The 24,616-nt window shown below is 44.0% G+C and carries 24 protein-coding genes; 16 read left to right on the top strand and 8 right to left on the bottom strand.

From position 1 onward, the window contains the following. Positions 1 to 74: 74 nt before the first annotated feature. The 6 genes from ADU37_RS11735 (at position 75) to ADU37_RS00960 (ending at position 5,224) form a co-directional block, all read left to right on the top strand. Positions 75 to 200 (top strand): hypothetical protein, encoded by a 126-nt coding sequence (locus tag ADU37_RS11735; protein WP_255357519.1) that lies wholly within the window; start codon positions 75 to 77, stop codon positions 198 to 200. 272 nt (positions 201 to 472) lie between these two features. Continuing rightward, the gene (locus tag ADU37_RS00980; RefSeq protein ID WP_058945878.1) at positions 473 to 772 is read left to right on the top strand and encodes a DUF424 domain-containing protein; all 300 of its coding nucleotides are present in this window, start codon (positions 473 to 475) and stop codon (positions 770 to 772) included. 118 nt (positions 773 to 890) lie between these two features. Then, a complete protein-coding gene (locus ADU37_RS00975; RefSeq protein ID WP_058945877.1) occupies positions 891 to 2,057 on the top strand; it encodes a 60S ribosomal export protein NMD3 in 1,167 nt (388 codons plus the stop codon). Positions 2,058 to 2,139: 82 nt separating this feature from the next. After that, positions 2,140 to 3,207 carry a DUF1464 family protein gene (locus tag ADU37_RS00970; protein ID WP_058945876.1) on the top strand — a complete coding sequence of 356 codons (1,068 nt, stop codon included), beginning with the start codon at positions 2,140 to 2,142 and terminating at the stop codon, positions 3,205 to 3,207. Positions 3,208 to 3,272: 65 nt separating this feature from the next. Beyond that, complete coding sequence (gene cdr, locus ADU37_RS00965; RefSeq protein ID WP_203226273.1) at positions 3,273 to 4,601, top strand: CoA-disulfide reductase; 1,329 nt, start codon at positions 3,273 to 3,275, stop codon at positions 4,599 to 4,601. Between the two features lie 62 nt (positions 4,602 to 4,663). Next, a complete protein-coding gene (locus ADU37_RS00960; protein ID WP_058945875.1) occupies positions 4,664 to 5,224 on the top strand; it encodes a DUF998 domain-containing protein in 561 nt (186 codons plus the stop codon). A gap of 71 nt (positions 5,225 to 5,295) precedes the next feature. Here ADU37_RS00960 and leuS read toward each other — a convergent pair whose 3' ends face one another. Continuing rightward, positions 5,296 to 8,172 (bottom strand): leucine--tRNA ligase, encoded by a 2,877-nt coding sequence (gene leuS, locus ADU37_RS00955; protein WP_058945874.1) that lies wholly within the window; start codon positions 8,170 to 8,172, stop codon positions 5,296 to 5,298. A 260-nt stretch (positions 8,173 to 8,432) separates the two neighbouring features. Between leuS and gcvH the strand changes: the two genes are divergently transcribed. Next, positions 8,433 to 8,837 (top strand): glycine cleavage system protein GcvH, encoded by a 405-nt coding sequence (gene gcvH, locus ADU37_RS00950; protein WP_058945873.1) that lies wholly within the window; start codon positions 8,433 to 8,435, stop codon positions 8,835 to 8,837. 12 nt (positions 8,838 to 8,849) lie between these two features. On the opposite strand, the gene ADU37_RS00945 is transcribed toward gcvH, so the two are convergent. Further along, positions 8,850 to 9,713, bottom strand: a complete 864-nt coding sequence (locus tag ADU37_RS00945) for an MBL fold metallo-hydrolase (protein ID WP_058945872.1) — start codon at positions 9,711 to 9,713, stop codon at positions 8,850 to 8,852. Positions 9,714 to 9,828: 115 nt separating this feature from the next. Here ADU37_RS00945 and ADU37_RS00940 point away from each other — a divergent pair, with 115 nt between their 5' ends. The 7 genes from ADU37_RS00940 to ADU37_RS00910 all read left to right on the top strand — a co-directional run bounded on the left by ADU37_RS00940 (position 9,829) and on the right by ADU37_RS00910 (position 18,182). Then, positions 9,829 to 11,208, top strand: coding sequence for an ADP-specific glucokinase (locus ADU37_RS00940; RefSeq protein ID WP_203226272.1), 1,380 nt, complete (start codon positions 9,829 to 9,831; stop codon positions 11,206 to 11,208). A 112-nt stretch (positions 11,209 to 11,320) separates the two neighbouring features. Further along, complete coding sequence (gene mpgS, locus ADU37_RS00935) at positions 11,321 to 12,505, top strand: mannosyl-3-phosphoglycerate synthase (RefSeq protein ID WP_058945870.1); 1,185 nt, start codon at positions 11,321 to 11,323, stop codon at positions 12,503 to 12,505. Continuing rightward, positions 12,502 to 13,233, top strand: a complete 732-nt coding sequence (gene mpgP, locus ADU37_RS00930; protein ID WP_058945869.1) for a mannosyl-3-phosphoglycerate phosphatase — start codon at positions 12,502 to 12,504, stop codon at positions 13,231 to 13,233. Before mpgS ends, mpgP begins: the two co-directional genes overlap by 4 nt. Then, complete coding sequence (locus ADU37_RS00925) at positions 13,230 to 14,612, top strand: mannose-1-phosphate guanylyltransferase/mannose-6-phosphate isomerase (protein WP_058945868.1); 1,383 nt, start codon at positions 13,230 to 13,232, stop codon at positions 14,610 to 14,612. The genes mpgP and ADU37_RS00925 overlap by 4 nt, the downstream gene beginning before the upstream one ends. A gap of 2 nt (positions 14,613 to 14,614) precedes the next feature. Further along, entirely contained in the window at positions 14,615 to 15,007 is a 393-nt protein-coding gene (locus tag ADU37_RS00920; RefSeq protein ID WP_058945867.1) for a hypothetical protein, read from the top strand. A gap of 10 nt (positions 15,008 to 15,017) precedes the next feature. After that, a complete protein-coding gene (gene glmM / locus ADU37_RS00915) occupies positions 15,018 to 16,391 on the top strand; it encodes a phosphoglucosamine mutase (RefSeq protein WP_058945866.1) in 1,374 nt (457 codons plus the stop codon). 72 nt (positions 16,392 to 16,463) lie between these two features. Then, entirely contained in the window at positions 16,464 to 18,182 is a 1,719-nt protein-coding gene (locus tag ADU37_RS00910) for a chloride channel protein (protein WP_058945865.1), read from the top strand. Between the two features lies 1 nt (position 18,183). Here ADU37_RS00910 and speB read toward each other — a convergent pair whose 3' ends face one another. The 4 genes from speB to ADU37_RS00890 form a co-directional block, all read right to left on the bottom strand. Then, entirely contained in the window at positions 18,184 to 19,041 is an 858-nt protein-coding gene (speB, locus tag ADU37_RS00905; RefSeq protein WP_058945864.1) for an agmatinase, read from the bottom strand. Between the two features lie 82 nt (positions 19,042 to 19,123). Further along, a complete protein-coding gene (locus ADU37_RS00900) occupies positions 19,124 to 19,540 on the bottom strand; it encodes a translation initiation factor IF-5A (protein WP_058945863.1) in 417 nt (138 codons plus the stop codon). A gap of 70 nt (positions 19,541 to 19,610) precedes the next feature. After that, the gene (locus tag ADU37_RS00895; protein ID WP_058945862.1) at positions 19,611 to 20,273 is read right to left on the bottom strand and encodes a 16S rRNA methyltransferase; all 663 of its coding nucleotides are present in this window, start codon (positions 20,271 to 20,273) and stop codon (positions 19,611 to 19,613) included. Next, positions 20,251 to 21,339: a saccharopine dehydrogenase family protein gene (locus ADU37_RS00890; protein ID WP_058945861.1), complete on the bottom strand. Its 1,089-nt coding sequence runs from the start codon at positions 21,337 to 21,339 to the stop codon at positions 20,251 to 20,253. The genes ADU37_RS00895 and ADU37_RS00890 overlap by 23 nt, the downstream gene beginning before the upstream one ends. A gap of 61 nt (positions 21,340 to 21,400) precedes the next feature. Between ADU37_RS00890 and ADU37_RS00885 the strand changes: the two genes are divergently transcribed. Both ADU37_RS00885 and ADU37_RS00880 read left to right on the top strand, forming a co-directional pair. After that, positions 21,401 to 21,991 carry a metallophosphoesterase gene (locus ADU37_RS00885; RefSeq protein ID WP_058945860.1) on the top strand — a complete coding sequence of 197 codons (591 nt, stop codon included), beginning with the start codon at positions 21,401 to 21,403 and terminating at the stop codon, positions 21,989 to 21,991. Beyond that, positions 21,991 to 22,983 carry a hypothetical protein gene (locus ADU37_RS00880; protein ID WP_058945859.1) on the top strand — a complete coding sequence of 331 codons (993 nt, stop codon included), beginning with the start codon at positions 21,991 to 21,993 and terminating at the stop codon, positions 22,981 to 22,983. Before ADU37_RS00885 ends, ADU37_RS00880 begins: the two co-directional genes overlap by 1 nt. Before the next feature lie 6 nt (positions 22,984 to 22,989). Here the strand turns inward: ADU37_RS00880 and ADU37_RS00875 are convergent, their stop codons facing one another. Together ADU37_RS00875 and ADU37_RS00870 are read right to left on the bottom strand one after the other, a co-directional pair. Next, complete coding sequence (locus tag ADU37_RS00875) at positions 22,990 to 23,922, bottom strand: RsmB/NOP family class I SAM-dependent RNA methyltransferase (RefSeq protein WP_058945858.1); 933 nt, start codon at positions 23,920 to 23,922, stop codon at positions 22,990 to 22,992. A gap of 37 nt (positions 23,923 to 23,959) precedes the next feature. Further along, positions 23,960 to 24,616 (bottom strand): hypothetical protein, encoded by a 657-nt coding sequence (locus ADU37_RS00870; RefSeq protein ID WP_058945857.1) that lies wholly within the window; start codon positions 24,614 to 24,616, stop codon positions 23,960 to 23,962.

The following is a 24,616-nucleotide window of genomic DNA, read 5'->3' as shown; positions in this document are numbered from 1 at the left end:
AGATACTGTTAGGATAACTGTGGCGTCACTTCCAACATCCGGAGTACCAAATAGAAAGCTTAAGGGGTAAGAGAATGAGGAAGCACGTTGCAGTAGTCATGGTTATATTTTTGGTCTCTATGGCAGTTCCATTGACCTCAACCAATGAGGAAAAATCCATAGGGTCCCTCCAGTACTTCATACTACCTAAGATACAATGAAGGAATGGAGAAATTTAGTGAACTCTACAACAAAAGCATAGAGCTTGGGGTAAGTAAGGAAAACACCTAAACTAGCTTGGATACCCATTAAAGGAACACATACAGACTTTCGTTCATATGAGACGGGCTTATTCGTACCTCATGGAAGCATTAGAACTTCCAGAAAAAACTATTGCAGAACTTGAATCTTCCTGAGATTTTCAATTTTCGTGGTTTGATACTTTTTGAATTAACTTTTTAAACTCTCTCTTCTCTCTCTATCTTGTGATAACATGAAAGTCTACGTTAAGGTCTATCGTGTTCAAGGGGAAGTTCTTGTTGCCGCATGTGATGAGGAGCTTTTAGGTAAAACGTTCAGGGAAGGTGAGCTCAAATTAGAGGTAAAAGAGAGATTCTACAAAGGTGAACTCAGAGAGGTTGAAGAGCTTGAGTCCCTGCTGGAAGAGGCCACAATAGCAAACCTCACCGGAGAGAGGTGTGTAAAAAAGGCTATTGAGCTTGGCTATGTAGATGAAAAGAGAGTGCTTTACATCCAAGGAGTCCCTCATGCGCAGATGGCAAAGCTGTTATAATTTCGTTCTTCTCCCAAGAAGAAATCTGCTGGCCTTGAGAGTGCCTTCCCTCTCCCGCTTAATTCCTAATGGAAGTTAAGTTTTTAATCATGAAACCTCAGCTTGTAGTGGTGAGAAAATGAGCGAGAGATTTTGCTACAGGTGTGGGATTAGCGAGAACGAAGGGGGACCACTAATAGGAGGCCTCTGTCAGGTATGCTTTAGAAAGGAAAACCCCGTGCTCCTCATAGAAGATGAAATAAATACCGAACTCTGCCAGAACTGTGGGAGCTATAAGGTTAAAGGGACATGGGTTGATCCAAAAACTTACAACCTTGAAGGGCTTATCTTTGAAGTTGCCGATAATGCTCTCATTGAAAACCTCATCCTTGATGAGAGAGTTAAAGAGGTAAAAATCATTCCAAAGGAGGAGTTGGAGGAAATTGAAGAAGTGCCCGTGGGAACTGCATATGTGAGCTTTGAGCCAGTTAAGTGGCACACGGAGTACTTTCCGGCAATAATCAACTATGAAGTGGAAGTTAAAGCGAGAGTTCACAAAATGCAAAGGGAGCCTCACCATGAGAAGAAGGAGGTAACAGTTTATGTAAGGCAAACAGTGTGTCCAAGGTGTCAAAAATTCCTAGGAGGTTATTTCGAGGCAATTTTGCAGGTTAGAGCCGAAGATAGAGTCTTAACAAAAGAAGAGAAAGATGAAATCTCGAAACTAGTTGAGGAAAAAGTTGACGAAATAATGAAGCGCGACAGAATGGGCTTCATCCAAGATACCGTAGAAAAAGAAGAAGGAATAGACTTTTACATGGGATCAACAAGTGCCGCAAGAAAGCTTGCCCAAGCGATAAGGGATAAATATGGAGGGAGTATAAGTGAGGCTTATCAGCTGATTGGGCAGGACAGAATGACGAGCAAGGAAGTTTACAGGACGAGTGTTAGCGTTAGAATCCCGAAGTTTAGAAAAGGAGACATAGTTAAAGACAAAAAAGGCAACATATACAGGGTTGAGGATGTGAATGGAAAAGGGCTGCTCTTAAGGAACCTCTCCACTCACAAAAATGAACACAAAGACTGGAAAAGTGTAAAGCGAGATGAAATAGACACGGTAGAGCACGAGAGAGTAGAGGCAATGGCTACTAGCTTAACCCCAAGAGAAGTCCAGTTTATGGATATGAACAGCTATGAGACCTTTGAGCTCGAAAAACCAGAATTTGAAGTAAAGGAAGGGGAAATTTACAGGCTTATTAGGGTTAAAGGAAAATATTACATTGAAGGGAAAAAGCCGCACTGTTAGGACAACTTTGGTGTCATCTCCTGAACCCACTTAGCAAGAATAATTTTTTAATTCATTCCCCTTTCTCTGTTCCGGTGATAAAATGAGGGTTGTAGGTGTCGATCCAGGCACGAAGAGTTTTGATATTATTGGCCTTGAAGACGGAAAAATAAAACTTGATCTCAGCTTTCCAAGTGAAGTAGTTGCGGAAGAGCCAAGCAAAATCGTCAAAGCGATAGAAGAGTTCAACGCGGACATAATCATAGGACCGAGCGGCTACGGGGTTCCGCTCAAGCACATAAGCGAATTAACTGAAAAAGATCGCTTCGAGATGACGCTCGTTAGAGAGGAGGAGATGAGGGAAATACCGGTTCTCATTGGATTGCAAAAGATGGTAAGCGAGATGGCAGAAAAGAACATGAACGTCTGGTTCATTCCCGGCGTTATACACCTCCCGACGGTTCCAGAGTGGAGGAAGTACAACAAGATCGACATGGGAACCGCGGATAAGATGGCTATAACGGTTCTCGGCATCTACGATCAGGCAAAGAGGCTCGGCATTGATTACTCTGACGTTTCATTCGTTCTCCTTGAGGTAGGCTTCGGCTACAACTACGCCGGAGCCGTGAAGGGCGGAAAAATAGTGGACGGAATTGGGGGGACCATCTTCCCGGGGCCGGCTTATGTGAACAGCGGCGCCCTCGACGGCGAGGTTGCTTATCTTATGAAAGAGGTCAAGAAGTGGCACCTCTTCTGGGGAGGAGCAAGCATAATAGCGGCCGAGAAAATACTACCGCCCGAGGAGTTTGCCAGAAGGCTCGACGAGGAGCCCTTCAAGAAGGCCTGGGAGGCCATGAAGGACGGCTTTGTAAAAGCGATTGCAAGCGAGTTGGCAGTTGTAGGAGATGCTGAGGAGATAATCCTTTCCGGCAGGCTGATGCGCATAGACGAGCTTAGAAAGGACGTTAAAGACCTCTTTGAGGAGCGCTTTGACCTTCCGGTGGTCAAGCAGAGAGGGCTGGAAGGAAAAGCCAAGGAAGCAGCTCAGGGAAGCGCAATAATCGGCGATGGACTTGCTGGGGGAGAATTCAAAGAGCTTGTTGAGCACGTTGAGATAAGGAAGAGTTACGGAAGCGTTCTTGAGTGGGTGAAACTTCCCCTGGCCCTCTGAGGCTTCCCCTTTCCTCATCCTCAACATTTTTAACCAAAGGTTTTGAACTACTTTTGGTGATGGTTGTGGAGAGAAAAACGGTCGTTATCATAGGTGGTGGCGCCGCTGGAATGAGCACCGCTTCACGCGTTAAGAAGCTGAAGCCCGAATGGGACGTCAAGGTGTTTGAAGCGACTGAATGGGTCAGCCACGCTCCCTGTGGAGTGCCTTATGTTGTTGAAGGGATTTCACCCAAGGAGAAGCTCATGCACTATCCACCCGAGTTTTTCATCAAAAAGAGGGGCATAGACCTGCACTTGAATGCAGAGGTAATAGAGGTCGAGCAGGGTAGAGTTAGGGTGAGGGAGGAAGATGGAGAGAGGGCCTACGAGTGGGATTACCTGGTTTTTGCAAACGGCGCTTCCCCCCAAGTACCGCCAATAGAGGGCGTAGATTTGAAGGGAGTTTTTACAGCAGATTTGCCTCCAGATGCGGTTGCAATAAAAGAATACATGGAAAAGAACGATGTAAGGAACGTTGTGGTGATTGGAACCGGCTATATAGCACTTGAGATGGCCGAAGCGTTTGTGGTTCAGGGGAAGAATGTAACACTAATCGGCAGAAGTGAGAGGGTCTTAAGAAAAACCTTTGACAAGGAGATCACCGACATAGTAGAGGCAAAACTCAGGGAACACCTAAACCTCCGTCTGGAGGAAGTAACCCTTAGGATTGAAGGGGATGAGAGGGTAGAGAAGGTAGTCACCGATGCAGGAGAATACAAAGCCGATCTGGTCATCATAGCCACCGGAATCAAGCCAAACACAGAGCTTGCACGCCAATTGGGGGTTAGAATCGGAGAAACTGGAGCCATATGGACAAACGAGAGAATGCAAACGAGCATTGAAAACGTCTATGCTGCTGGAGACGTCGCCGAGACAAAGCATTTGATCACTGGCAGAAGAGTATGGGTGCCATTGGCTCCACCGGGAAATAAAATGGGCTACGTAGCGGGAAGCAACATAGCGGGTGTTGACGTAACCTTTCTAGGAGTTCTTGGAACGGCCATAACCAAATTCATGGATTTGGAAATCGGAAAAACCGGGTTAACAGAAGCAGAAGCCCTAAAAGAAGGATATGATGTTAAGACGGCATTCATAGAGGCAGGAACAAAACCCCACTATTATCCGGGCGGAAAGAAAATATGGCTCAAGGCTGTAGCAGACAAAGAGAACGGAAGGCTCTTAGGCTTACAGGCAGTTGGAGCAGAGATACTTCCAAGAGTGGATGCTTTTGCAGTAGCTTTACAAGCAGGATTTACAACAAAAGACCTCTTCTTTGCCGATTTAGCCTACGCTCCGCCATTTGCCCCGGTTTGGGATCCACTGATTGTTTTAGCAAGGGTCTTGAAGTTCTGATCCCCTCTTTAATTTTAAGTTCCTCCAAAAAACTTTTTTAGGGTAATTGCATATTCAAAACCATGAAAGCAATAAACAAAGCTACCTGCCTATATCTGGCGTATCTCTCAACAGCAATACCCTTAATATCAATTGCAATAGCAATACTTCTCTCGGATTGGTTCAGCATCACAAACAACGCCCTAAGCGATCTTGGACATGCCACGAGAAGTTCAGTTGCGCCGATATTTAACTTTGGCTTGAGTCTCGGAGGGGCTCTTATCATATACGTTTCAGCACTGTGCATATACAAAACCAGCAAAGCTTTCTCTGCTGTAGGGTTCCTAGTAGGGTTTACCCTAATTCTGGTGGCCGTTTTTGATGAAATCTACAGAGGGCTGCACTTCAAAGTCTCGGTGGCGTTCTTTCTCTCCCTTGCAGTATTCCTTGTTGCCTATGGGGTCTACTTTAGAAGTTATTTGCCTATTCCAGCTCTAACAGTTACGATACTAGCGTGGCTCATTCATTTTGCGTACAATATTCCAGAGGGGGTAGCAATCCCAGAGCTCGTCTCGGTATTTGCAACAGCTCCGTTTTACATAGATACAATAAAAAGGCTCCAAGCAACCGATTTCGAATTTTGAGCCCGGTCTTTAAGGTGCCTTTCTCCTTTTTAAGATATTCTAAGAGAAGAAGAGGTAGAAAAAGCTAGAACTCACTCCACAAATATTGCAGGCTTCATCGGCATTGCCTGCTTCTTCTTTCCGCCCTTGTCTTCCGCTGGGTTTATGATAATTTCCAGCCCCGTTTCTCGTTCTATGAAGTCCTTCGCCTGCCTTAAAGCCTTCTCCTCATCGATGCGCTTGAGTTCAAAAGCCCTCTCACTGACAAGCTTCTGAATAAGCTTCGAAACTTCCTTGCCACGCTTTCTCATCTCCGGGTCTTTCATTACTTCACTCATCGCCGCCTTGAAATCCCTCTCCTCCGCAACTACTTCTGCCACTTTCCATTTCCACTCTTCAGCCGTGTAGATATAGGCTCTCTTTGCATCCTCAAGCTTTGCAACGGTGATAATTTCCTTTATATCATCGATTAGTCCTTTGATGTACTCTTCTTCAAGTTCTATTGTTTCGTTCCACCATTCTTCAACCGGCTCTGGCCACTTGGCAAGGCTTACAAAGCCCTCTCCGCCGAGCTTTTTCCAGAGTTCTTCCGCTATATGGGGGGTAAACGGAGCCATTAGCCTAACCCATACATCCGCAAGTCTCCTTAAGGTTGCCCTCTTTGCCTCGTCATCCCTTCCCTCGGTTCTCCTCATGTACCACCTTAGGTCGTTCAGTATGCTGTAAAACGCCCACTGGACAGCGGTTCTTGTTCTGAATTCCTCCAAAGCCTCAGTGGCACCTTTTATGGCTTTGTTTAAGCGGTGAAGGAGCCACTTATCAATGCCCATTAGCTCAACGTCTTTGTCCTCATAAGTTGCAAATTCAGTTATAAGCTCATAGAATCTCTCCACCTGCTTTCTTAGCTTTCCAACTTCCGCTCTTCTCCAGTCAAAGTCGCTGTCGTGCTCCGCTAAGCTCATTATGTAAAGTCTAACCACATCTGCACCGTTCTCTTCAATGGCATCGATGAAGTTGAGCACGTTCCCCTTGCTCTTGCTCATTTTCTGTCCTTCGAGAGTTCCAAAGCCGTTGACCGCTATTCCTTTCGGCCAGTGCTCTTTTCTGAATATGGCAACGTGGTTGAAGATAAAGAACGTCAGGTGGTTCGGGATGAGGTCTTTGGCTGAACAGCGCCAGTCGAGCGGATACCAGTACTCAAATTCCTCCTTCATTTCCCTTATAACTTCCTTTGGAATGCCCGTTTTTTCGCTTAGCTGCTTTTCTTTCTCCTCGCTGAAGTTCTCAAGGAATACGTAGTCGAAAACCTCCGGGATCAATTGCTCGCCTTTAATGCCATACTTATTTATGGCCCTGCTTATGGTGTAGTAGGCCATGTAGATTGTTGAGTCGCTCAGGCTCTCGATCACCCACTCCGGATCCCATGGCAAAGGAGTTCCAAAGCCAACCTTCCTTGCACATGCCTTCTTATCCAACCACTCTATTATGGCCTCAAACTGCGCCCTCCTTGATTCCGGTAGGATTTTCATTTGTGCCAAAGCCTCTCTTGCTTTTGCCTTCCATTCTGGGTTTCCATAGTCGATAAACCACTGATCGTGGATAATTTTTATAACCGCCCTGTTTCCAAACCTCGAGATGACGTTCTTGTCCGAGAATTCATACATCCTATCGGCTATTCCTTTCTCGAACATCTCCCTAGCTACCAGTTCCTTTACCTCACTAACGGGTTTTCCTTTATAGGGCTCAATTTTGAAAATGCCCTTGTGGTATTCAGCCTTGTAGATGTTTTTCGTGGCCTGTTCAAGCTTCTCCACATCTTTTTGGTCCTTTACACCCAATTTTTTACTTTCTTCGACGGCTGGGAACTCACCGTAACCTTCGAGCTCAATCAGAGAGATATAGCTTATTCCCTCAACAATCCTCGGGTCGATATCATACTTAAGCAGAATCTCGGTATTCTTCTTTATATCTTCCAAGGCGGCATGGTCAAAGGGTGCATGTGCCGGAACGCTCATGACTACTCCGGTAGCGTTATCCGGATCAACGAAGTCAGCGGGCAGAATAATTATCTCATCTCCAGTCACTGGATTCCTGACCCACTTTCCAATTAGTTTCTCTCCTTTAAACTCTTCCAGAACTTCAATCTCTTTATCTTGGAAGCTCAATTTGTAAGCGGCTTCCTTGCTAATTATCCACTTCTCCTCTTTTTCACCGCTTTTTACTTTAGCCTTCACATAAGTTGCCTCTGGATTTAACCACATGTTGGTTACTCCATAAACGGTTTCGGGCCTTAGGGTCGCCGCTGGTAGGTAGTAAACTTCACCCTCCTCTTCAAGAACGAACTTTATCAAAACGTAGTCCAGTATTTGAACGTCTTCACCCTCAATCAGGTCATGGTCTCCCAAGGGGGTTCCAACAACAGGATCCCACCTAACATAATGGGTTCCCTTGACGATCAGCCCCTTTTCTTTTAATCTCAAGAACTGCCACTCAATGAACTTGCTGAAAGGTGGGAAGAGCGATGTCGTGTGGAACTCTCTGCTCCAATCAACACTGAAACCAGCCCTTATGAAGGTCTCCTTTGCAGCCTTCATGAAATACTTAACTATGTTCACTGGATCTTCAAATGTCCATAGAATATCCTCTGGAACTTTGTAGACGTCCCTATAAACGTAGATTGTCTGGGGGTCTCTATGCTTTATCCTTTCCGCTATCCCGACTATTGGAGAGCCGGTTATATGCCACGCCATTGGGAACAAGACGTTGTATCCCTGCATTCTCTTGAACCTTGCAATAACGTCAGGTATTGTATAGGTTCTTGCATGCCCCACGTGAAGGTGGCCTGACAAATAGGGGAACGCAACCGTTATGTAGAACTTTGGTTTCTCTTTGTCTATCTGAGGCTCGAATACCTTCTCTTCCAGCCACTTCTGCTGCCATTTTTCTTCAATAGCCTTGAAATCTACCATATTCCAACCTCCCTGATGTTGTTAAAAACGTCTTTTAAAAGAGTTTGCACCGAGGAAAAAGACTCGGATTTACGTCTAAGGGGATAAATGAGTTGATTAGCAAAGGGATACCAAGTTATGGAGAACTCGATCCCCCCTCATAAGCATCGCCCTTTATCTTGACATTGGAGTATTTAAATCTTTTGGATGGGAATCTGAAACTGCTACAATTAGGAAAAGCTTTAAATGTTTTTTAGCCATAAAAGGCTATGGTGATCGCTATGATTGAGGTTGGAGAATACAAGATTAAAGAGGGATTATACTACACCAAGGACCACGAATGGGTCCAAGTGCTTGAAGATGGCACGGTTTTGGTGGGAATAACAGACTATGCACAAAAGGAACTTGGTGACCTCGCTTATGTAGAGCTTCCAGAGGTTGGGAAGGAGGTGGCAAAAGGGGATGTACTCTGCGAAGTGGAAAGCGTAAAAGCCGTAAGCGAAGTCTACGCACCAGTTAGCGGCGAGGTAATTGAAGTTAACGAAGAGCTTAAAGACGCTCCAGAAAAAATCAACGAAGACCCGTATGGAGCTTGGATTGTTAAGATAAAGCCAAGCAATCTTGAAGAGGAATTGGAAGAGCTTATGGATGCTAACGCTTATGCCGAATACTTGGAATCACTCTGATTTCTTCTTCTTTCAAATTAATTCTCCTGAAAGCAAAACATCTTCTACAGGCCTTGCTTCATATCCCAATCCTCTCAAAATCCTTGCAAATTCCCTATTATAGCCGTATCGTGTGTAAATTTTTTCGGGCTTAACCCTCTCCACTATCCTTATAAGCTCCCAGAAATCCGCATGACTGCTGAGCTTTAGATTCCCAAACCCAGAAACAAACAGTTCAGAAGGATGGATGCCGTTAATGGGCTTTTGACTCCCAAAACCCCTGACAACAACCTCCCCGTCATTTGAAATATTCCTAAACCTAATTCCAAATTTTTCATAAACTCTGGCAACCTTTCTCACATCACTCGAGACCCTCGCAGAATAGCCATGAACGTCCAGAATTTTAAGCAGTTCCTGAGCCTTCCCCATTTGATTTGCGTAGAGCGTCGGAACCTTTTTTCTGTCCAATGCTTCCTCTACAAAGGCAATGAGCTTTTTCTCTGCCTCTCTTGGAGTTGGAAAATTATACATTGGGATGCCATAAGTGGCCTCAATAACCAAGACATCAGCCTTTCTGAATTTGCTCTTTTCTGCTGTCCTAAGCTTGAACCACTTTACATCCCCTGTGTAGAGGAGCGAAAACTCATCGAACTTGATGTAGATTTGAGCAGAGCCCAGCATGTGGCCTGCTGGATAGAGCTTTGCTTTATAATCACCTATGTAAAAACTCTCTCCAAACCGGTAGGTCTTGTAGAATCCACCTTTTTTGAGATGGCTGAGGAACTTCGTGGGTTTTGTGGATACTATAAACTCCCCACTAACAAAATGATCGGTGTGAGCATGACTTTGAAAGGCAATTTTTGATGAAGAATCCAACCCAATACCTTTGATTATCATCATCCGTAGTTTATGCCGGAAGTTTTTGAAGTTTATCTTTGGCTAACCTTTATTAATTTTGAATGCATACCAACACTGGAGGTGATAAGCTATGAAGGAGAGCCTCAAAGATAGGATAAGATTATGGAAAAGGCTATATGTTGAGGCCTTTGAGAATGCTCTAAACGCTATCCCAAACGTTAAGGGTGTTCTTCTGGCATATAACACCAACATTGATGCCATAAAATACTTAGACAAGGACGATTTGGAAAAGAGGATAACCGAAATAGGAAAAGACAAGGTTTTTGAAATTATTGAAAATCCACCTGAAAAGATCTCCTCCATTGAAGAGCTTCTTGGTGGAATATTGAGGAGTATAAAACTTGGCAAGGCCATGGAGTGGTTTGTAGAGAGCGAAGAAGTAAGGAAGTATTTGAGGGAATGGGGATGGGATGAGCTGAGAATAGGGGGGCAAGCAGGGATAATGGCGAACCTTCTTGGGGGAGTGTATAGGATTCCGACGATTGTTCACGTTCCTCAGAATCCAAAGCTTCAGGCGGAGTTGTTTGTAGATGGCCCTATTTATGTCCCCGTCTTTGAAGGAAATGAGTTAAAGCTTGTTCATCCAAAAGAGGCCGTTGCAGAGGAAGAAGAGCTAATCCACTACATATACGAATTTCCCAGAGGTTTTCAGGTTTTCGATGTTCAAGCACCAAGAGAAAACAGATTCATAGCCAATGCCGATGATTACAATGCGAGGGTCTATATGAGAAGGGAATTCAGAGAAGGCTTGGAGATAATTACCAAAAATGTTGAGCTGGCAATAATAAGCGGATTACAAGTCCTAAAGGAATACTATCCGGATGGGACAACATACAGAGATGTTCTGGATAAAGTTGAAAGCCATCTAAACATCCTCAACCGCTACAACGTGAAGAGCCACTTTGAATTTGCATATACTGCAAACAGAAGGGTTAGAGAGGCACTTATAGAACTTTTACCTAAGTTCACAAGCGTTGGCCTTAATGAGGTAGAACTTGCCTCAATAATGGAGATAATAGGAGACGAAGAACTGGCAAAAGAAGTTCTGGAGGGACATATCTTCTCGGTCATAGATGCAATGAATGTCTTAATGGACGAGACAGGAATTGAGAGAATTCACTTCCACACCTACGGCTACTACCTAGCCCTAACTCAATACAGAGGAGAGGAGGTGAGAGATGCTCTGCTCTTTGCATCCCTAGCTGCAGCCGCTAAGGCCATGAAAGGGAACCTTGAAAGAATAGAGCAGATTAGAGATGCCCTGAGTGTCCCAACAAATGAAAGGGCGATAGTGCTTGAAGAAGAACTTGAAAAGGAGTTTACAGAATTTGAGAACGGTCTTATTGATATGGTAGACAGACAACTTGCTTTTGTGCCAACAAAGATTGTAGCATCCCCCAAGAGCACCGTTGGAATTGGAGATACCATTTCAAGCTCCGCTTTTGTCAGTGAATTTGGCATGAGGAAAAGGTAACCTTCTTTATTTTTTTAACCTAGGGTAAAATTTATATATGGGAAAAAATAAAAAGTATCCGGCAGAGTGTTTTCATTATTCTGCTTGCTCTAATCACTTGGGAGGTGATAATATGCTTCTAGAAGCTCCGGTTTATAAAGAAATCTTTGGAGCTGTGAAGATTTACGAACTACAAAAAGTTATCAAGATGGACACGGAAACTGAAGACGTTCCTATGTTCACTGTTCAAAATATTCCCAGGGAGAATATCTACAAAACCATCGGGGAAATGGCAATAGTCGTGCCGATGAAAAACGAAAAGCTACACTTAGTTGATGGAGTCCTCAAAGCAATACCCCACAAATCACCAATCATAATAGTCTCCAACAGCAAAAGAAAGGGACCCAACAGATTCAAGCAGGAGGTAGACTTGGTAAAACACTTCTACAATTTGACACACTCGAAAGTTATCATGATTCACCAGAGAGACCCCGGGTTAGCGGAGGCATTTAGAGAGACAGGGTACGAGGACATCTTAGACGAAAAGGGACTTGTGAGAAGTGGAAAAGGGGAGGGCATGCTCATAGGAATAATGCTTGCCAGAGCAATAGGAGCCAAATACGTGGGATTCGTTGATGCGGACAACTACATACCCGGAGCGGTTAATGAATATGTCAAGGACTATGCCGCTGGATTCTTGATGAGTGAAAGCGAATACACGATGGTAAGGCTCCACTGGAGGCACAAGCCCAAAGTTAGCAGAGGAACGCTTTATTTCAAGAAGTGGGGAAGGGTGAGTGAGATAACCAATCGCTATCTGAATCAGCTGATAAGTGAGAAGACTGCATTTGAAACCACGATAATGGTAACCGGCAATGCTGGAGAGCATGCAATGACAATGAAGCTTGCAGAAATCATGCCATTTTCAACAGGTTACTCCATAGAGCCCTATGAGATAGTGTATCTCCTTGAGCGCTTTGGTAGTTGGGAAAATGTAGAAGAGTTCCAAGATGTTTTTGACCAAGGAATAGAAATATTCCAGATAGAAACGTTAAACCCCCACTTCCACGAGGATAAGGGGCAGGAACATGTAAAGGAGATGGTGCTGCTGTCTTTAACCACAATATACCACTCAAAACTCGCATCAGAACAGTTGAAGAGGCAGATTTTGGAAGACCTCAGAATGCATGGGATAATAAAAGAGGACGAAGAATTGCCAAAACCAAGGGTTATGAGACCAATAAAGGACATAGACACCAAAAAGTGGATGAAAACTCTCGAATCGAACCAAGAGACTCTCTTGAGGTTTGATTTATGAAGGTAATCTTTCTGGATTTAGATAAAACCCTAATTGGAAATGACTACTCTCCAGAACCAGCAAAGGAGATAGTGAGTTTCCTGAAGGAAAAAGGGTTCAAAATAGTCTTTAACTCTTCAAAAACAAAGGCAGAGCAGGAGTATTACAGAAAAGCACTCAAAGTCTCGGATCCCTTCATAGTTGAGAATGGGAGTGCAATTTACATTCCAGAAGGGTACTTCAACTTTGAATTCCCATACAGCCGGGAAGATGAGGGTTACTATGTCATCGAACTCGGCACAAAGTATGATATCATAAAAAAAGCTTTAGATGAAATAAGCAGCCGCTTTGGGCTAAAATACTATGGGAATTCAACAATTGAAGAGATTATCGAATTTACTGGTCTCCCAAAGGAACTTGCAGAACTCGCTGTGAAGAGAGAATATTCAGAGACAATTTTCAAATGGGCAAAAGAGGGATTCCAAAAAGAGATAGAGCAGAGAAAGCTTAGGATCACAAAAGGCAGCAGATTTTACACTGTTACCGGAGACACTGATAAGGGGAAAGCCGCAAAAATGCTTATAGGTTTATACTCAAAGACTGGAAAAGTAGAAAGCTACGCCGTGGGGGATGGAGAAAACGATATTCCAATGCTTGAAGTTGTTGGCCACCCATTTGCTATAAACCTTTCACACAAAAGAGCTAAGAACATAAGGACAATAAAAGAACTTATGGAGGTGATAGGGTGAAAACACTTATCCTTGCTGGAGGAAAAGGGACAAGATTGTGGCCATTGAGTAGAGAGTTAATGCCAAAGCAGTTTATAAGAATTTTCAACAGTGCATCCCTCTTCCAAAAGACCGTTGAAAGAGCGTTAAAATTCTCAAAGCCCAAGGAGATATTCATCGTTACAAACAGGGAGTACAAGTTTAGGGTTCTAGATGATTTAAAGGAGCTTGGTATAGAAGTTCCGGAGGAGAATATTCTTCTTGAACCTGTTGGAAAAAATACTCTGCCCGCAATTTTCTGGGGAATGAGGGTTATAGAAGAGAACTACGGGAAGTCAAAAGTTGCTGTTCTGCCATCAGATCATCTAATAAGGGTTAACGAAGACTATGTAAGGGCGTTTGAAAATGCCGAAAAACTTGCGGATAGTTATTTCATAACATTCGGCATTAAGCCAACAAAACCCCACACCGGCTATGGCTACATAAAACCGGGAGAGAAACTTGAAGGGGGGTACAAAGTTGAGGAGTTCAAAGAAAAGCCGGACTACGAAACCGCAAAGCGCTATGTTGAGGAGGGCTACTACTGGAACAGCGGTATGTTCCTTTTCGATAGCTCACTGTTCATTGAAGAGGTAAAGACTCTCGCTCCAGAGGTCTACAACGCCTTTAAAGAGGCGAAAAGCATAGAAGAAGCATATGAAAAGGTTCCGGAAATTTCCGTAGACTACGGCATCATGGAAAAGACTGACAAAGCAGCTGTAGTGCCGCTAAACACTTACTGGAATGACTTGGGAAGCTTTGATGCAATATACGAGGCCTTTGAAAAAGATGAAAACGGAAATGCCATCAGAATAAGCGGATTTAAGGGAGGCTATATAAACGTGGATTCAAAGGACAACTTAATAATAACGGAGAGGCTAACCGCAACGGTGGGAGTAGAAGACCTAGTGATAATAGACACCGGAGATGCCCTGCTCGTAGCTAAGAAGGGCGAAACCCAAAAGGTCAAAGAGGTCTATAAAAAGCTAATAGAAAAAGGAGATGAGAGAGCCTTAGTACACAGAACTGCCTACAGACCCTGGGGAGCCTATACAGTTCTTGAAGAGGGAGAGAGGTATAAAATAAAGCGCCTAACGGTCTTACCTGGCAAAAGACTATCCCTCCAAAGGCATTATCATCGTTCGGAGCATTGGGTTGTTGTCAGAGGCACCGCAAAGGTAAAAATCGGAGAGAAGGAACTACTGCTAAGGCCAGGTGAGAGCACATTCATTCCAGCAGGGGTTGTCCACAGGCTCGAAAATCCGGGAAAAGTGATCCTTGAGGTCATAGAGACTCAGATCGGGGAATATCTGGGGGAAGATGACATTGAAAGGTTCCAGGATGACTTCGGGAGAGAGTGAAAATGGGAAAAGAAAGCTGCAAAGACAGATGGGAAAGACTCAGCGAAACGCTCTCTTCCCTTTCAATTAGCCTACTCGGCACTATACTCTTCGTACTTGTGATAAGCTACTTTACTCTAAAGGGACTTGGGAACGCTAAGATCACCGTCCCCATTCAAGGGGTTAATGTGGAAATAACCTACCCGGAGATGGAGCTTCCGATGGACTTCGACGCATTGTATAGGGTTATAATACTCCTCTCTGGTACGGTGTTAATTGGAATCCCTACACCCCTCCTGCCTGAAAACATGAAGGCACTAAAGGGGGGAGTTGCACTAATTCAGGTTGCAGTCTTTACCTATGCATTCTATTCCTTCATAGCAATCATCCTTGAGCTTATAGAAGCACTTGCGTGAGGTGATGAAAATGGGCAAGATATTCGGAACGTTTGGAGTTAGGGGAATCGCAAATGAAAAGATAACTCCAGAATTTGCACTCAAAATGGGAATGGCATTTGGAACGCTCCTAAAAAGGGAACAGCCTGACAAGGAGCTCTGGGTTGTCGTGGGAAGGGACACAAGAGTTAGCGGAGAGATGCTCAAAAATGCCCTGATAAGCGGCCTTCTAAGCGTTGGAGTTAACGTCATAGATGTGGGCATAGCACCAACTCCAGCGATTCAGTTCGCATGCAAGTACTTCAAAGTCGATGGAGGGGCTGTGATAACCGCAAGCCACAACCCACCTGAATATAATGGGATAAAACTCCTCGAGCCAAATGGTTTAGGCCTCAAAAAAGAAAGGGAAGCAGTTGTGGAGGAGTTATTCTTCAAAGAAGACTTTTACAGAGCTAAGTGGGACGAAATAGGTCGGCTCGTTGAGAGGGATATAATAAGACCCTACATAGACGCAATAAAGGCGAGGGTGGATGTGGAGGCAATAAGAAAGAGAAGACCCTTTGTAGTGGTGGATACTTCAAATGGCGCAGGATCCTTAGTGCTCCCCTATCTCTTGAGAGAGCTCGGCTGTAAAGTCGTTAGCGTAAATGCCCATCCAGACGGACACTTCCCCGCAAGAAACCCAGAACCCAATGAAGAGAATCTCCAAGGGTTTATGAGGATCGTGAAAGCACTTGGAGCGGACTTTGGAATCGCCCAAGACGGCGATGCGGACCGATCAGTCTTCATAGACGAGAACGGAAACTTCATACAAGGAGACAAAACCTTCGCCTTAGTTGTGAAAGCAATGCTCGAAGAGAACAAGGGAGGTTTGGTTGTAACAACCGTAGCAACCTCTCACATAATAGACGAGCTTGCCAAAATCTACGGAGGAAAAGTTCTGAAGACAAAAGTTGGGGACCTAATAGTTTCGAGGGCACTGCTTGAGCACAACGGTTTAGTTGGGGGAGAGGAAAACGGGGGAGTTATCTTTCCAGACCACGTTTTGGGCAGAGATGGGGCCATGACAGCCGCAAAGATAGTTGAAATTTTTGCAAAAAGCGGTAAAAAGTTTAGCGAACTGATAGACGAGCTTCCAAAGTTCTACCAGGTAAAAACCAAAAGACACGTTGAGGGGGATAGAAAGGCAATAGTGGCAAAGGTTGCGGAGATTGCAGAGAAAGAAGGGCTAAAAATCGACACAACCGATGGGACAAAGGTTCTTTTCGAAGAGGGGTGGGTGCTCGTAAGGGCAAGCGGAACAGAGCCAATAATAAGAATCTTTGCAGAGGCAAGAAGCGAAGAAAAGGCGCAGGAATACCTCAACGTAGGACTAAAGCTGCTGGAGGAAGCCTTAAAGGCTTGACTTTTTAAACTTTAATGTGCCCACCTTTGGTTTCTTCAATCTTTAAATACTCCCAAGATTATTCCTAAGGCGATGAGAAGAGAAGAGTATGTAAAGAAGTGGGCAACTATTCTTTTCCTCTCTATACTCACGGGGGTAGTCGGTGGACTGGGGGCAGTTATCTTCAGAAAGCTAACACTTCTCACGAGATTGCTGTTTTTTGAAATTCTACTCCCCCACATCTCCTTCTATTACCGAGGTTACAACTTCGGATATATCCTGCTTCCAGCAATAGGGAGCCTCATAATTGCGCCAGTAATCAAAAATTATCCCGAATTAAAGGGAAACGGCATACCTGAAGTTATAGAAGCGGTTATATTCAAAAAGGGAGAAATAAAGGGGATACTGGCAATCTTAAAGGCACTGGTAACTTCAATTACCATCGGAAGCGGGGGAAGCGTTGGTAGAGAAGGCCCTATAGGTTTCATCGGAGCTTCACTGGCATCGGCATTAACGCAGACTTTTAAACTCTCTCCAGAAATGAAAAAGCTCCTAACCACATGCGGTTTAGCCGCAGGAATAGCGGGGACTTTTAATACTCCATTTGCCGGAGCGATGTTCGCCCTTGAAGTCGTTTACATGGGGATATTTTCAATAAACCTCGTCCCGATATTCCTATCTGCCGTGGTCGGCAATACCGTGACGTTGCTGCTCCTGGGGGAGGCTTTTGAAGTCAATATTCCCCTTCAGATTGCCCATGAACACATTGAACTTTTCTTTCTGTTCCTTATGGGCTTGCTGTTTGGGGTTTTAGCCGCATATTGGGCAAAGTTTCTGTTTTGGCTTACAAATAAATTTGAGGGCATTAAAACTCCACTGTGGACAAAGCTTTTTATCGGAGGGCTAGGTGTGGGTTTTATCGGGATGTTCTTCCCCCAATACGGAATACTTGGGGTCGGCTATGAGGGGATGGAGCTTGCCATTGCAGGATTGCTCCCCCTTGCAGTCCTTATCCTTTTAGGAATTGGAAAGATGGTGGCAACGTCTGTAATGATATCCTCCGGCCACAGCGGCGGCATCTTTGCTCCAAGTCTTTACATCGGTGCTCTACTTGGGGCCGCATATGGAACAATTTTAAAACCGCTTTTCCCCACCATAGGTATCAATCCAGCCGTTTATGCCATAGCGGGTATGGCAGCGTTCTTCAGTGGACTAACTCAAGCACCAATAAACCAGATACTTATGGTGGCAGAGCTCACCAGAGGTTATGCCCTCCTTCCCGGAGTTATAACTTCCGCAACGACAAGCTTTTTAACAGCCAGGTTTATTCTCAAGGGCTCTTCGGTATATACCCTAAAGCTTGAGCGGAGGGGAATTCGCATAAAAACGGGCCGCCCCGTTGTTTTGGAGACTATCCCAGTTAGAGAGATAATGACTGCAAAGCCCGTGTTTGTTTACAAATGGAATACCCTAAGGGATGTTGAGGAGCTCGTTGCAAAGACCGGCCATGATTGTTTCCCGGTTGTTGATGAAAAAATGAACGTATTGGGAACAGTGAGCATAAAAGACTTCCTAAACCTCTTCCAGAGAATAAAAACGTTACCAATAGAGAGGTTTTTGCGCAAGGAATACGGTGTTGGATATTTAAATGAAACAGCTCAGGATGCCTTTGAAAAACTGATGAAATACGACCAAAACCTTCTTCCCATTGTTGAAAGTCCAGAAAACAGAAGGCTTATCGGTGTTGTAACAAAGAGGGACATCTACAAGGCATATTATAGGGCATTAAGAGAAATGTACATAGAAGAGTGAATCATTTTGAAAGCATTCCAATCATGTAAAAGAGGAGTTTTGCGGCAGTTAAGGCTGTAATATCTCCAAGCTCCATTCCCGCCACTTCCATAATATCAAAACCAACGATTTTTTTATTCTCCACCAGCCATTCCAGTGCCTCCACAACCTCCCAAAACCTCAATCCGCCGGCTTCTGGAGTCCCAGTTGAAGGAACCATCGAAAGATCAAAGACATCTATGTCCACAGACACATATACCGGCTCTGGGAGGTCTTTTACGACCTCTATGAACCTTTCAAGGGTGTACTCCCTTGCATGAACCCAAGGTACGTCAGCCTTTTTGGCATATTCCACTTCCTCTTTTGTACCACTTCTTATTCCAAACTCGGCAACTTTTATTCCAAGTTCTGAAATCCTTCTGGCAACACATGCGTGATTCCAGGGGTTGTCTTCATAACTCTCCCTTAAATCAAGGTGGGCATCAAAAACAAGATAGCTTTTCGGCTTCAACGCCTTCACCGGGGCAAAAGTCATTGAGTGCTCACCGCCCAAAACTATAGGCACTGCCTTAGGGTTTATTTTCTTGATTTCTTCTATTGTCTCAATGCCTCTTTTTATAGTCTCGAGGGGGTTACCAGCGACGATGGCTAAATCGCCAACGTCAGCTATCTTTACCTCTGCAAGGTCAGTGTCGTAATCTAAAATATAGCTCTCCAAATTGAGCGTGGCTTGTCTTATCAGCGTAGGCCCGAACCTTGTTCCAGGTTTATAGGAAGTTGTTCCATCAAAGGGAATGCCAAGGATCACAAAGTCAGCTTCCTCAATATCGCTCATTGGAAATTCAAGCTTTAGCGTCTCATAGGTATAGAGGAGTTCCATCATCCTTCACCCGGAGGGAGTTTAGAATGGAGGTTAAAAAGTTTTGCAAGACCAAGCAAGAGGTCAAAAATTTAAAAAAGAATCACTCGCTTTCTCCTTTGAGCTTCATTATCTTTATTCTGCCAAGGGTCTCCCAGTATTCAACGTTAATACCTTCTTTAATCTTGTCCTTGATTTCATCATCAACGCCCGTTGCTATCGGAACATCGAAGATTTCGTATGTCTCCATGTCCATGAGCTGGACTGTGTCCGGTGTGAGAGCTATTATCTGACCCGTTCTCTTGTCGATAATTGGGACATCAACTTCAGCGCTTGTTGGCTTCACAATGCTCCTAACCTTGCCGTCAAATATTCCAACGGCCTCAATTCTTGCCTTTGCTGAACCGTGCTTTCCCGGGGATGAAACCGCAATGTTGACTATTTTGCACGGCTCGTCATCAATAAGGATGTATCTTCCGGGTTTGAGCTTACTAACCTGAACTTTGGTTTTGTCTCCCATTTTCCTTACCTCCCACAAACGTTCTTGGTGTGATTTAGTTCAACCATTTAAAAAATTTTTGAAGAAGATTCTACCAAAGTAAACTTCCCTCATAGTTTATCAAAACCTCATTGACAACACTCCACGCCATTAAGGGCTCCTTGTAAATGCTAATTCTTTCTCCCTTTACTTCACTCAAAAAGTCCCCATGGGGGAATCCACCAACGATAACAGCTGGTGAAGCGTAATTAACCAATCTTTCTCCGAATTCCTTTGGAGTTAATAAATCCCCATTCTCGTGCATCACGAAAATCCCATCCGGGCCTATCTCCTCAAGGAGTTCTGAAAGCGTTCCCTTCCTTATTTTCAGAAGTTCAAGGTCTCCGGGAACGGCTTTGTTTTTGAATAAGCTTTCCATCAGCCCCACAAAGCGATTGTAGTTTCGAGGAAGTCTGGTCTCGGGTTTAATATAGATAATCTCGTCGTTTCTTGTGTGCACATATACCCTGAGCTTGCCTTCTCTGTTTAATATACTCTCAAGGGCATTTATAAGGCACAGATGGACTATATCCGGCCTTCCCCTCCTCTCTCCATCCTCCAGCAGTTTAAGGGCCGAATGGTGATAGGTGGAATCAAGTAGCACTTCATCCGGCTTCTTTCCCCTCTTCCTTGCATAGTTGACAACCGAAGGGTGATCTCTTATCTTCTTCGGCACAAGCTCAAGTTCACTGTCAGCTATTATCAGATGGAGCATCTTCCACTACCTCCACATGGATGTCTCTCTCCCTTATCCCTCTCATTATCTTTGAATATGTATCATCCCTCATCCCTAAAATCTCCGGAGGAATTACTCCATATGCACACTCTCCATTCATAACGATCCTAGAAACTATAGCAGCTGTAAATCCAGTCACCCTTGCCATAGAAGTAAATCCATCCCTCGCTTCATCATACAGGAAGTACCTGATACTCATTCCTTTTCCATTCCTAAAGCCCCTGCCATAAACTTCCATTATCGAAAAGTCCTCGCTCTCGTAATTCATCAGTGGGCCAATTACCTTAAGCGTAAATTCAACGTTTTCCTCTTCAAAAAATCCCAGTTCTTTCAGAACTTTCATTTTTTCCAGATGCCCCGGCCACCTAAGGGTTCTCTCTTCGAGATGATTTGCGTTTATTGTTTCAATAAGGGTTCTCAGTCCATCACTTACAAACTCTTCGAATTCGAAATCTTTGAGCTTTATTCTCCAAATCCTTTCCAGTGGATCCACTTCTCTAACTTCGCCATCCTTCACAATCCTTGCCTTCCTTGTGTATTCTTCGATTAGATCGTAAGGTGACCAGGTGATTTTGTAGTAAAGGGGTGGCTTTGGGATCTTCGGAAGCCCACCTACCCGGATTATTCCCTCTTCAAGAGGGCTCATTTCTTGATAAATTCTTCCTAAGAAGATATTGCTAAGCCCTGGGGCAAAGCCCGCATCAACGATAGCAGTTATATTTGCTTTTACGGCCTCTTCCCTAAGCGCTAACGGATTTTCTGGCATAAAAGAAACATCCACAATGTCAACTCCAGCCTCTACAGCCGCTTTTAGAGTTCTAAATCCAAACCTTCCGGGAAGGGCACCCACGACAAGGTCAAAACCCTTCATTTTCTCCACTAAAGAACTAAAATCAGAGGCATCTACTTTTATCGGATTCGCATAATTCTTCACATTTTCCAATCGATTTAAGTCTCTATCTCCTGCCCACACCTCAAAATCCTTACTCAGATCATAAGCTATAGCCCTTCCAACGTTACCAGCCCCAAGTACTAAGATTCTCACACACCCCACCTCCTTAAAGTAGAACCAAAGGTATATAAAATATTGCTCTGGAATTATTGTGATGAGATTAAACTTACCCAGCTTTTTAAGAAGAAGAGGGCTTCCAAAAGAATTACTGGAGAGTAAAGAGGCCAAGGTAATGCACATAAGCGACACTCCGGATAATATATATTCTTTCATCCTAAACCTAATAGAAAAAAGCAGACCGGAGTATATTATTCATACCGGCGACCTGGTGGACAACATAAAACTTGAAAGAAAGCCCGAATTAAAAGAGCGATACAGGGAAAGGGTAAAAGAGCTGTTGGATATACTCGAAAATTCCGGGGCTGACGTGTACATTGTTCCGGGAAACGAGGATAGTGAAGAAATTCTCAAAGAGCTCGTCAGAAAGGCCCGGATAGTAAAATCTGGGGAAATTGTTAAGATAGGTAAGGTAAAGCTTGCCTTAGCACATGACCCCAGTCAGCTGAATCCTCCCAAAGATGTTGATTTCATTCTCTACGGTCACAACTTCAGAACCCTCCGACGAGGACTAAATGGAGTTTTAAATGTGAACTTCATCCTTTTGGGAAGTAAGAAGGTTGTTAGGGTCAAATATCCCGATGGAACAAATTTCGAAAGGGGATATAAACTTATGAGGGGATTGTGATGAGATTAATGCGTTTTGGCCCTTCAATGCTCTTTTTAAGGACATCAGATGTTGAAGGCGGCGAAAGTTTCCTAAAAAATCTTTTTGGAGTAGAAGAACTCTCCGTCGACGAGGCGTGGAATCAAAGTGGAGAACTCGATACAATAATCTTTGTAACCCCTGCAGAAGAATGGAAAACTATACTGAATCCAAAGAGAGGCGCCTTTTTAGTTAGAATGAGGAGTGACAGCGTTTTAAAAGAGCTCTTAAATGCAAAAGCCCCTTTTGACAGGGCAAACCTTGGGCCCCAGATAATTCTTCTGAGAGTGCCAAAAGAGGCCGAAAAAACTTCCGAAATAATCCCGAAAAGATATGGAGGGATAAAAACAAGCTTTGCCAGAGGTATTAACGAGGGCGAAGAGCAGGACACTCTCCTTCTGGTGACGGACAAGAAACTAAGCGAGCCTTTAAGCATAAGAGATATAAAAGAAGCGTTTTTGATCAGAAAAAATTTCATGGAAGTATACAGAACCTTAAGAACTGACTTGCCAATTATACTCTTTAAACTGCTCCCGGAGGGCTGGAAAGAGATCACTATAAGAATCTATGACACCGAAAAGAGATACGAAGAGAACATAGAAAGGGTACTTCTAGTTCTTGAAGATCTCGACCTCGGCTATGTCGTAAGTGAAGGGTGGGACTGGGATTACCCAAGACCATTCATGAGGATCAAGGTTTACAAAATAAAGCTAATAACGTGGGAAGATCCCCTCAGAATAAAGTTCCTTCTCAAAGGACTGGAGTACAGAGACTATCGGAGGTTTGCAGATATAGATGTATTTGTCGAGGAAAAGAAGATTCCATGGGTAGAAGTGTCCAAGGAGTACGCATCTAAGTTTGAACTCGCGAAGGCAGCAAGAGAAGAGCTCGAAAGCCTGTTAAGCAATGATACAAAGAAAAGACTGCACGAGATTGAAGATAGACTCTTAGAAGAGAAAGTTTCCAATGAATAAACCTTCTCAGCCCTTCTTTCTTATTTTAGCAACAAAGAACCCGCTTGTGTTATGAGCGTCGGGATAGAACCTTCTCGCCTTGCTGAGCTCCTCGCTAAGCTCTATCCCAAAGGGTGCCGTTAGGGCAGGTTCGCCATGTCTAAGGGGTAAAAGCTCAATGTCAAAGTTGTCCAGAGCCCACTGAACAACAAATTCATTCTCCTCCGGCTCTAAAGAGCATGTGGAATAAACCAACACACCCCCTTCTTTGAGGTTTTCCAAAGCAACTTTTACCATCTGCATCTGCAGGTTTTGACAGAACTTCACATCCTCCAGCGTTCTGTTCGCCTTTCTCTCTGGATTTTTATGGATAGTTCCAGAGCCAGTGCAGGGGGCATCAAGGAGAATTTTATCAAACTCAATCCCCAATTCCCCCATATAGAGAGAGCTTTTGTGGAGGAGAATTGTGTTTGTAACTCCAAGCCGAGAGAGGTTTAGCCTTGTTTCCTTGAGCCTCTCTTCCCCAACATCGAATGCATATATAATTCCTTCATTTTTCATAAGCTGGGCGAGGTAAGAGGTTTTACCACCCGGAGCCGCCGCCATATCTGCAACAACTTCTCCCGGTTTTGGGTCTAAGGCTATTGGGGGATACATAGAGGATGCCTCCTGGATATAAAGCAGACCGCCAAGATATTCCGGAGTAGAAGTTATGGAAAAAGGCTCCCTTGTTAGGCAGAAGCCTTCTTTTGCCCAGGGAACACGCTTAAATTGAAAACCCTTCTTGTTCAGCATTTTAGTGAGCTTGGGAATCTCAACACGGAGAGTATTAACCCTGAAACACCTAGGTAAGGGCTTCTCCATGGCTTCAGCTATTTTTAATGCTCTATCCCCCCACAACTCAAAATATCTCTCCGCAAATTGCTTGGAATATCCAAGGCTGAAAAGTCTCTCTATCATAGAGAAAAGTTTAGAGGAGGGATTTATTAGATTTTCCCTACCGCTCAAAGGGGTTTTCTCTTATGCTTTCATTGACAAAGCGTACTATGTGTCTTACATCCTGCTCTATCGTCTCTATCTCCGGCTTCATGAAAACGTAGAGTACGTTTGTCTTTGGAGTTAATGATATATGCTTGACGTTTTCGACTTTTGAAAACCCCTGTAGAAACTCTTTTAGCATTTCAACGTCTCGTCTCTTCTCAAAAAGGGCTTCGTACTGCTTTCCATTTACCTCTACTATTTCCCTCTGCAAAAGCTCCTCATCCTCGATCTTCGGCTTAAGGCGATAGTATCCTTTTTGTATTAGGTGTGCTTCCCTTCTGATTGCCGCATAGGGCTTTACCACAAAGTATATCTTGTCATGTCTGTTTATCAGCTTCGAGATAGGGAAATACAAAATGCTCTGCCTTGGCAAAAGGGTTAACGTGTATTCAAACTTGTCAATATTACCTTCATTTACTTTATAAAACGCCCTGAACCCAACATACCCCCCTATCCACACGTAATCCTTGTCCTTGGGCTTCACAACTCCCTCTATGGTTCTCAGGTAGTAGTCCATTATAGTCAAATTGAGCTTTCTTCCCTTGTAAAACTGCAAAGTAGCTATAGCACCCAGTGCCATTATCAAAAGCAACAATTCCGGTGTAACCTTCAT

Origin of the sequence: Thermococcus sp. 2319x1 (genome assembly GCF_001484685.1) — an archaeon.
GTDB lineage: Archaea > Methanobacteriota_B > Thermococci > Thermococcales > Thermococcaceae > Thermococcus_A.
This window is presented reverse-complemented; position numbering and strand designations above follow the sequence as displayed.

Excerpts from the sequence above, each read along its gene's own strand:
- ADU37_RS00880 (WP_058945859.1), top strand. The coding sequence starts at position 21,991 with ATGAGATTAATGCGTTTTGGCCCTTCAATGCTCTTTTTAAGGACATCA.
- ADU37_RS00910 (WP_058945865.1), top strand. The coding sequence starts at position 16,464 with ATGAGAAGAGAAGAGTATGTAAAGAAGTGGGCAACTATTCTTTTCCTC.
- ADU37_RS00920 (WP_058945867.1), top strand. The coding sequence starts at position 14,615 with ATGGGAAAAGAAAGCTGCAAAGACAGATGGGAAAGACTCAGCGAAACG.
- glmM (WP_058945866.1), top strand. The coding sequence starts at position 15,018 with ATGGGCAAGATATTCGGAACGTTTGGAGTTAGGGGAATCGCAAATGAA.
- ADU37_RS00980 (WP_058945878.1), top strand. The coding sequence starts at position 473 with ATGAAAGTCTACGTTAAGGTCTATCGTGTTCAAGGGGAAGTTCTTGTT.
- ADU37_RS00895 (WP_058945862.1), bottom strand. The coding sequence starts at position 20,273 with ATGCTCCATCTGATAATAGCTGACAGTGAACTTGAGCTTGTGCCGAAG.
- gcvH (WP_058945873.1), top strand. The coding sequence starts at position 8,433 with ATGATTGAGGTTGGAGAATACAAGATTAAAGAGGGATTATACTACACC.
- ADU37_RS00875 (WP_058945858.1), bottom strand. The coding sequence starts at position 23,922 with ATGATAGAGAGACTTTTCAGCCTTGGATATTCCAAGCAATTTGCGGAG.
- leuS (WP_058945874.1), bottom strand. The coding sequence starts at position 8,172 with ATGGTAGATTTCAAGGCTATTGAAGAAAAATGGCAGCAGAAGTGGCTG.
- ADU37_RS00960 (WP_058945875.1), top strand. The coding sequence starts at position 4,664 with ATGAAAGCAATAAACAAAGCTACCTGCCTATATCTGGCGTATCTCTCA.
- mpgS (WP_058945870.1), top strand. The coding sequence starts at position 11,321 with ATGCTTCTAGAAGCTCCGGTTTATAAAGAAATCTTTGGAGCTGTGAAG.
- mpgP (WP_058945869.1), top strand. The coding sequence starts at position 12,502 with ATGAAGGTAATCTTTCTGGATTTAGATAAAACCCTAATTGGAAATGAC.
- ADU37_RS00970 (WP_058945876.1), top strand. The coding sequence starts at position 2,140 with ATGAGGGTTGTAGGTGTCGATCCAGGCACGAAGAGTTTTGATATTATT.
- ADU37_RS00885 (WP_058945860.1), top strand. The coding sequence starts at position 21,401 with ATGAGATTAAACTTACCCAGCTTTTTAAGAAGAAGAGGGCTTCCAAAA.
- ADU37_RS00870 (WP_058945857.1), bottom strand. The coding sequence starts at position 24,616 with ATGAAGGTTACACCGGAATTGTTGCTTTTGATAATGGCACTGGGTGCT.
- ADU37_RS11735 (WP_255357519.1), top strand. The coding sequence starts at position 75 with ATGAGGAAGCACGTTGCAGTAGTCATGGTTATATTTTTGGTCTCTATG.
- ADU37_RS00975 (WP_058945877.1), top strand. The coding sequence starts at position 891 with ATGAGCGAGAGATTTTGCTACAGGTGTGGGATTAGCGAGAACGAAGGG.
- ADU37_RS00945 (WP_058945872.1), bottom strand. The coding sequence starts at position 9,713 with ATGATAATCAAAGGTATTGGGTTGGATTCTTCATCAAAAATTGCCTTT.
- speB (WP_058945864.1), bottom strand. The coding sequence starts at position 19,041 with ATGGAACTCCTCTATACCTATGAGACGCTAAAGCTTGAATTTCCAATG.
- ADU37_RS00900 (WP_058945863.1), bottom strand. The coding sequence starts at position 19,540 with ATGGGAGACAAAACCAAAGTTCAGGTTAGTAAGCTCAAACCCGGAAGA.